We start from the raw sequence: 6679 nt of genomic DNA on the forward strand, positions 1-6679 counted from the left end.
GCCACCGACATGCGCTGGCCCTAGACCACACTCAACCCCCCGCACCCAACCGGGCCACCACACACCCGCACCACACAAAGCCAACCAAGACCCCACACACCACCAAGGCCCGGGTTCGTGTGAACCCGGGCCTTGGTGGTGTGTGGGGTCTTGGTTGGCTTTGTGTGGTGCGGGTGTGTGGTGGCCCGGTTGGGTGCGGGGGGTTGAGTGTGGTCTAGGGCCAGCGCATGTCGGTGGCGGGGCCGAGATGGGTGATGCGGGTGTTGGCGTGGGTGTCGAGGGCTTGTTTGAGTTGGGTCCAGGCCTGTTGGGGGGTGTTGTCGGTGTTGTTGCAGGTGCGCTGTTCGCAGGCGGTGTTCTGGGACATGGCGGCGGCGAAGCGGAGGGGGTCGCCGGTGTTGGTGTGGCCCCAGTTGCTGATGTTGGCCCATTGGCGGGCCTGGATGCCGTCGGTGCGGTAGATCTGGGGGATGGTGGCGACGGTGGGTTGGTTGCCGCCGGAGGCGAGGTGGACGTCCTTGAGGGTCCAGCCGTTGCTGCATGCGCCGTTGCCGGTGGAGGGGCATCCGTCGGCTGAGTTGGCTGCGTAGAGGGGGGTTTTGGTGGCGTCGGTGTAGGCCTTGATCCAGTCGCGGGCCCAGGCGGGGGTGGACCAGGAGGGTTCGGCGTCGATGGCGGCGGTGAGGGTGACCTGGGGTGTGGTGGCCTTGCGGGCGTTGTCGACGAGGGTGGCCCACTGGCGTCCGGCGGTGGTGCCGTTGATGCCGCCGTCGTCCTTGTTGTTGATGCCCAGGGCGAGGTGGGTGGGGGTGTTGGTGGTGTCGCACTCGGCATAGCCGCGGGCCCAGTGGTGGGCGTATTCGATGGCTTTGTCGGTGTGGGTGCGGGGTGTGGTGGTGCCCGCGCTGGTGCCGGGGTCGCGGAGTTGGTTGTTCTTCTCCTGGGTGCCGAAGAAGAGGACGCGGACGCCGGGGGTCTTGGTTTTGGCCTGGGTGCAGCCGGACTGGTGGGCGTGGTGGGTGGTGGCGTTGGTGAGGGGGACGTACTGGCTGGTGGTGTGGCCGGGGTAGGTGGTGGCCTGGCCTGGGTGTTCGGCCGCGTGCGCGGGTGCGGAGACGTTGAGGGTGGCCGCGGTGAGGGCGAGGGCGGCGAGGAGTCGTGGTGTGGTGTGTTTCATGCCCTTCATTATGTGCTAATGGTGATGGTGTGTGCACGCAGAGTGACACCCATGGCGTTTATGGGCATTAGGGACATAAGGCGTGTGCGTGGATCTTCGGTGTGGTGGGTGTGAGGGGCTGACCCGCTGGTCCACGGGTGGGTGGCTATGGGGCATGGGTGGCGTTTTGTGGCGGATGTGGGTGGGGATTCGGTCGATTTTCGGCGCAACTCGCCGACCACGATTTCCCGTGTCTTGCCACGACCTGTGATGATCGTGGGTGTGTGGCGTGAACTGATCCTGGAGATGTATCCCGAGGCCGATCTGAGCGATCCGGCCGACGAGGTGACCCTGGCCGAGGTCGAGAAGCACCTGATGCTGCCCCTGCCGTTCGAGTTGGCCTCCCTGTTGAGGGAGACCGACGGGGTGACCAACGAGTACGGGGACGCGGTGGTGTGGAGTGCCCGCCGACTGGTGGAGGACAACCTGGCCATGCGCCAGGAACCGGACTACCTCGAGCTGTACGCCCCCTTCGACGAGATGATCTTCTTCGGCGACTCCGACATGGGCCCCCAGTTCGCCTACGTGCACACGGACTACGGTCCGGGCATCGTCGTGTGGGATCATGAGAGCGACCGCAGGCGGCTGGTGGTGGTGTCCTTGCGCGACTACCTGGCGCGGTGCTTCATCCAGGGCAACGCGTGGTTCCGTTAGGGGCTGGCGCCCAGGGCATTGCGCACCGGCGTGACCTGTCGGTTCGTGCTATTTTTCGTGGTTGGCGGTGTTGTGGCCGCCCTATCCACTTGCGCCCGCCTTGAGAGAAGGACCATGTCGGAGCAGTCCATGCCCGTGCCCGTAACCGTTGTCCAGGGCCGGGAGGTGTCGGACTATCCCGAGCTGGCCCCCGAGGCCGCCCGGGGCCGTGTCCTGAGGATCACGGTCACCGGTGAGGAGGTCCTGCACCGACCCAACGCCGACGTCCCCGCCTCCATGTTGGGCGGAGCCGAGCTGGCTCGGCTGATCGACGACATGTTCGTCACGATGTACGCCGCCGAGGGAGTGGGACTGGCCGGCAACCAGGTCGGAGTGGACCTGCGCCTGTTCGTCTACGACTGCCACGACGACGACGGGGTGCGGCACGTGGGACACGTGGTCAACCCGGTCCTGGACGAGCGCGACCTCGACGACGCGGTGGTGGTGGAGAGCGAGGGCTGCCTGTCGGTGCCCGGACCGCACGCGGACCTGGGTCGGGCCGAGCACGCCACGGTGCGCGGTCTGGACAGGGACGGCGGCGAGGTGGTGCTCAGCGGCAGCGGCTACTTCGCGCGGTGCCTGCAGCACGAGACCGACCACACCTACGGCAAGCTCTACGTCGACCGGCTCGCCACGCGTGAGCGCAAGCGGGTGCTGAAGAAGATGAACGAGATGGCCGACAACGTGTTCGCCCGCCGGGAGGAGCGCGCCCAGGAGCTGGAGCGCGAACTGGCGGAGTAGTGCCTTCCTGAGCCTCGTGTGGGGGCGTGCCGGGTGTGTCCGGTGCGCCCCCACTGGCGTGTTCGGGGGCGGTCGGGTCGGGTAGGGGTGCTCGGAGAGGGTGCACGGGTGGCCGGTCCCATGCCGGGGCGGGGGCGCCTTTGGTCAGGCTGGGCGTCCGCAATGGTTGGTTTGTGGGCTCCATTGGTACTGATTGGCCCTGTAAGTGGCTCTTGTCATGGGGGTTGTGGCCTTTTCGTGACCGGCGAGGGCGGTAGATTGCCCCGCATGCACAACGGGGACGAGGTCGACCAGGGGTCGACGGAACGCGTGGTCATCTACACCGACGGGGCGTGCAGCGGCAACCCCGGCCCGGGGGGCTGGGGTGTGTGGCTGCGCTACGGAGAACATGAGCGCGAGCTCTTCGGCAGCGAGGCGCAGACCACCAACAACCGCATGGAGCTCATGGCGGCCATCCAGGCACTGGAGAGCCTCAAGCGCGACGTGCCGGTGCTGCTGCACACCGACTCCTCCTACGTCAGCAACGGGATCACCTCGTGGGTGCACGGGTGGAAGAAGCGCGGTTGGAAGACGGCCGACAAGAAGCCGGTGAAGAACGTGGACCTGTGGCAGCGACTGGACGAGGTGGCCTCGCGCTACGAGGTGGAGTGGAAGTGGGTGCGCGGGCACAACGGCGACGAGGGCAACGAACGCGCTGACGAGTTGGCCCGGCGCGGGCGTGACGAGGCCGCTGGTCTGTAGCGGGTGTGTGTGGCGGCGGTGCCCCCTGGGGGTGCCGCCGCTTCGTCGTGTGTGGGGGCGGGGGCGCTGCGCCTGCGCCGATCTGGGGTTGAGCCCCGTGGGTGGCGTTGGTCGAGCCCGTGGGTGGGTGTCGCGGGGGCCGCCGCATCCCGGTCGGTGCTCGGGCGGCTCTGGGGCGTGCTTTGTGGATGCTTTCGCCGGTGGCGGCAGGCGCGATCGATGCGGGCGGCCATCTCCCCTGCTGTGCACCGCTACGCGGGTTCCGCAGTCTCGCGCAGTGGGGCCCGGCCGTCTCCCGCCAGCTGTGGAGCGAAACTGCCTCTACTGTGCGCTGCTACGCCAGCTCCGGAGAGTCGCACAGCGGGGCCCGCCCGGGGCTGGCTGTGCGGGCTTCATCGGTGTGGCGAGAGACAGCCTGGTGGGTGACGCGAGGTGACCGCGCCGCAGGCGTCCGTTGAGGGTGGTGGAGGGCGACGAAGAGGGAAAACACCGCGCCGCAGGCGTCCGTTGAGGGTGGTGGAGGGCGACGAAGAGGGAAAACACCGCGCCGCAGGCGTCCGTTGAGGGTGGTGGAGGGCGACGGGTGGGCGGAAGGAGCCAGAACACGACCTACTCCTCGTCCTTGAAGGAGTCGACCATGAGGCGGCGGGGGCCGGGGCCGGTGGAGGCGAGTTCGTCGTCGGGGTTGGAGAGCACGCAGGTGTTCAGGGACAGGCAGCCGCAGCCGATGCATCCGGTGAGGTCGTCGCGCAGGCGGACGAGCTGGGTGATGCGGGCGTCGAGTTCGTCGCGCCACTGTGCGGAGACCGCGGCCCAGTCGGAGCGGGTGGGGGTGCGGTTCTCGGGGAGTTGGTCCAGGGCGTCGCGGATGCGTGCCAGGGGGATGCCCACGCGTTGGGAGATGCGGATGAAGGAGACGCGGCGGAGGGTGTCGCGGCGGTAGCGGCGTTGGTTGCCGGTGGTGCGGCGGCTGTGGATGAGGCCCTGGCGTTCGTAGAAGTGCAGGGCGGAGACGGCGACTCCGGCGCGTTCGGCTACCTGGCCGACGGTGAGTTCCTTGGTGATGGGTGGCACGGGGTCAGTTTAGGTGGGGGTGCTCTGGAGGGCGTACAGGCGTGCGTAGGCGCCGCCGCGGAGGAGGAGTTGGTGGTGGGTGCCGGTTTCTGTGGTGTGTCCGTGGTGGAGGAGGTGGATGCGGTCGGCGGTGCGGGCGAGTGAGGGGTGGTTGGTGAGGGTGAGGTGGGCGGTGGCGAAGCTCTGGGCCAGGTGTGTGGGGGTGCCGACCAGGGCCGCCGCGGCCACGGCGCCCAGGAGGGAGCCGACGGCGCGGTCGTGGGAGGGTTCCTCGACGGGGCGTGTGTGGATGGGTGCTGGGGACACGGCTTTCCTGTCCGGTGCGGGGTCGGGCGGTGAGCCCGGCCCGGGTGGGGCGGGGGTCCACCGGTGGTCTTCCCTGGAGAGGTCGCCCCGGCACACGCCTTGCCGGTTGTGGCCATGCCGGAACCCCGGCCCGGGTGGGACGTGGACAGGTGGCGCCGGGGTGGTCAGGATGGAGGGTGCTATGCACACCATCGACGTCGCGCGCCCGGTGCGCGCTCTGGCCTCCCTGTCCGCGCTGGCCGTGGGTGACGCCTTCGGCTCCCAGTTCTTCGTTCCCGAGAACCGTTCCCGCATGGTCGACCGGGAGTTGCCGCCCGGTCCCTGGCAGTGGACCGACGACACCGAGATGGCGGCGTCGGTCTACGCCGAGGTGCGGCGCGGCGGTGGGGTGGACGGGGACCGGTTGGCGTCCTCCTTCGCCCACCACCACGACTTCGACCGGGGGTACGGTCCGGCCACGGGTCGGATGCTGCGGTTGGTCCGGGAGGGCGGTGACTGGCGGTCGCTGGCCTCGGAGTTGTTCGAGGGCTCGGGGTCCTTCGGTAACGGGGCGGCGATGCGGGTGGCGCCGCTGGGCGCCTGGTACGCCGAGGACCTGGACGAGGTGGCCGCCCAGGCCGAGGTGAGCGCGCGTGTGACCCACACCCACCCCGAGGCGGTGGACGGGGCCGTGGCGGTGGCGTTGGCGGCGGCCCTGGTGGCGCGGCGCGAGCTGTTGGGCGCGGGCCCGTTCCTGGACCGTGTGGTGGAGCGCCTGCCCCAGGGGCGGGTGCGTGAGGCGGTGCGGGACGCCCGTGCCCTGTTGATCACCACCGACCCGATCGGTGTGGCCCGCGAGCTGGGCAACGGGTCGCGGGTCAGTGCCCTGGACACGGTGCCGTTCGCGTTGTGGGTGACGGCCCGGTACCGGTCGGGGTTGGCGTCGGCTCTGTGGGCGACGGTGGCGCCGGGCGGTGACATGGACACCACGTGCGCGATCGTGGCGGGTGTGCTCGGGGCGGGGCTGCCGGCCGGATCGCTGCCGCGTGAGTGGGTGGAGCGCACCGAGCCCCTGCCCGCGTGGGCGGTGGGCTGAGCGTCAGGGGCGCTGCCGGGGTGGGTGGAGGAGTCGTTCGCGGTGGTGTTGACGGCGCACGGCGGTGACCACGATCAGGGCCAGCCCGGATGAGACGCCCAGCGCGGGCAGGAGCAGCAGTGATCCCAGCGCCCCGAAGAGGCCGGTCACGAGGGTGCCGGTGGTCTGTGCACCGGGGGCGATCCCGAAGCGGACGTCGTCGGTGCCCTGGCAGGTGAGGGTGTACTCCCCCGGTTGGGTCAGGGTGGCCGTGCCGATCATCGCCCAGGACCGGTTCTCCTCCTCGACCTGGTGGTTGAAGGTGGGGTAGGCGAAGACGGGGTGGCCTCCGTCCGGGGCGGTCAGGGTGCAGGCGGTGTGGTCCACGCCCCGGGGTGAGCCGTACAGCAGCCATCCCTGTTCGGTGCCCTGGGTGCTTGGGACGGTGAAGGTGGCGCTCTGGGAGCCCTGGGTGCTCGCGGCGAACTCGGGCAGGGCCACGGCCCGCACGGACAGGAGGGCGAACAGGACGGTGCCCGCGACCAGGGACAGCGTTAGGAGTGTGCCGCCCACCCAGAACCACGTACGGGAGGGGCGCAGTTCCCGGGGGTCCACGTGGGTTCGGCGCCGACGGGGGCCCGGGTTCGGTGCGGCCATGCGGTGAGTGTCCCACGCCTGACCTGGGGTCCCCATGCTCTTGGCGCGGTTTTGGGTGTGCGCTGTCCGATCCGTGTCCTCAGGTGTCGGGGGCGTCCTTGCTGAGTGTGGCGTCGATGACGGCGGGCGGCGGGGTGTGGGCCGGGGCGGGGTCGGTGGTGGCGGCGCGGGTGGCGTCCTGGTTGGGGGGGCCGGTA

8 protein-coding genes are annotated in these 6679 nt (G+C 69.9%); 4 read left to right on the forward strand and 4 right to left on the reverse strand.

All coding sequences use genetic code 11. The features are described from left to right. Positions 1–214: 214 nt before the first annotated feature. Positions 215–1177 (reverse strand): hypothetical protein, encoded by a 963-nt coding sequence (locus tag ADX84_RS24565; protein ID WP_049579758.1) that lies wholly within the window; start codon positions 1175–1177, stop codon positions 215–217. A gap of 249 nt (positions 1178–1426) precedes the next feature. On the opposite strand from ADX84_RS24565, the gene ADX84_RS24570 reads away from it, so the two are divergent. The 3 genes from ADX84_RS24570 to rnhA all read left to right on the forward strand — a co-directional run bounded on the left by ADX84_RS24570 (position 1427) and on the right by rnhA (position 3391). After that, positions 1427–1870, forward strand: coding sequence for an SMI1/KNR4 family protein (locus ADX84_RS24570; RefSeq protein WP_049579761.1), 444 nt, complete (start codon positions 1427–1429; stop codon positions 1868–1870). Between the two features lie 114 nt (positions 1871–1984). Further along, positions 1985–2650: a peptide deformylase gene (gene def / locus ADX84_RS24575; protein WP_049579763.1), complete on the forward strand. Its 666-nt coding sequence runs from the start codon at positions 1985–1987 to the stop codon at positions 2648–2650. 267 nt (positions 2651–2917) lie between these two features. Beyond that, complete coding sequence (gene rnhA, locus ADX84_RS24580) at positions 2918–3391, forward strand: ribonuclease HI (protein WP_049579765.1); 474 nt, start codon at positions 2918–2920, stop codon at positions 3389–3391. A gap of 609 nt (positions 3392–4000) precedes the next feature. Here rnhA and soxR read toward each other — a convergent pair. Both soxR and ADX84_RS26880 read right to left on the reverse strand, forming a co-directional pair. Continuing rightward, on the reverse strand, positions 4001–4465 hold the full coding sequence (gene soxR / locus ADX84_RS24585; protein WP_049579768.1) for a redox-sensitive transcriptional activator SoxR: 465 nt from the start codon (positions 4463–4465) through the stop codon (positions 4001–4003). Between the two features lie 9 nt (positions 4466–4474). Then, on the reverse strand, positions 4475–4771 hold the full coding sequence (locus tag ADX84_RS26880) for a hypothetical protein (protein ID WP_053107339.1): 297 nt from the start codon (positions 4769–4771) through the stop codon (positions 4475–4477). 181 nt (positions 4772–4952) lie between these two features. Here ADX84_RS26880 and ADX84_RS24595 point away from each other — a divergent pair, with 181 nt between their 5' ends. After that, positions 4953–5846 (forward strand): ADP-ribosylglycohydrolase family protein, encoded by an 894-nt coding sequence (locus ADX84_RS24595; protein ID WP_049579769.1) that lies wholly within the window; start codon positions 4953–4955, stop codon positions 5844–5846. Positions 5847–5849: 3 nt separating this feature from the next. Here ADX84_RS24595 and ADX84_RS24600 read toward each other — a convergent pair whose 3' ends face one another. Further along, the gene (locus ADX84_RS24600) at positions 5850–6482 is read right to left on the reverse strand and encodes a hypothetical protein (RefSeq protein ID WP_156208176.1); all 633 of its coding nucleotides are present in this window, start codon (positions 6480–6482) and stop codon (positions 5850–5852) included. Positions 6483–6679 lie beyond the last annotated feature (197 nt).

It is taken from the genome of Nocardiopsis sp. SBT366 (genome assembly GCF_001083815.1).
Taxonomy (GTDB): domain Bacteria; phylum Actinomycetota; class Actinomycetes; order Streptosporangiales; family Streptosporangiaceae; genus Nocardiopsis; species Nocardiopsis prasina.

Bases quoted from the DNA above. Each gene is read 5' to 3' on its own strand.
- ADX84_RS24565 (WP_049579758.1), bottom strand. From the start codon at position 1,177: ATGAAACACACCACACCACGACTCCTCGCCGCCCTCGCCCTCACCGCG.
- ADX84_RS24570 (WP_049579761.1), top strand. From the start codon at position 1,427: ATGATCGTGGGTGTGTGGCGTGAACTGATCCTGGAGATGTATCCCGAG.
- def (WP_049579763.1), top strand. From the start codon at position 1,985: ATGTCGGAGCAGTCCATGCCCGTGCCCGTAACCGTTGTCCAGGGCCGG.
- rnhA (WP_049579765.1), top strand. From the start codon at position 2,918: ATGCACAACGGGGACGAGGTCGACCAGGGGTCGACGGAACGCGTGGTC.
- ADX84_RS24595 (WP_049579769.1), top strand. From the start codon at position 4,953: ATGCACACCATCGACGTCGCGCGCCCGGTGCGCGCTCTGGCCTCCCTG.
- ADX84_RS24600 (WP_156208176.1), bottom strand. From the start codon at position 6,482: ATGGCCGCACCGAACCCGGGCCCCCGTCGGCGCCGAACCCACGTGGAC.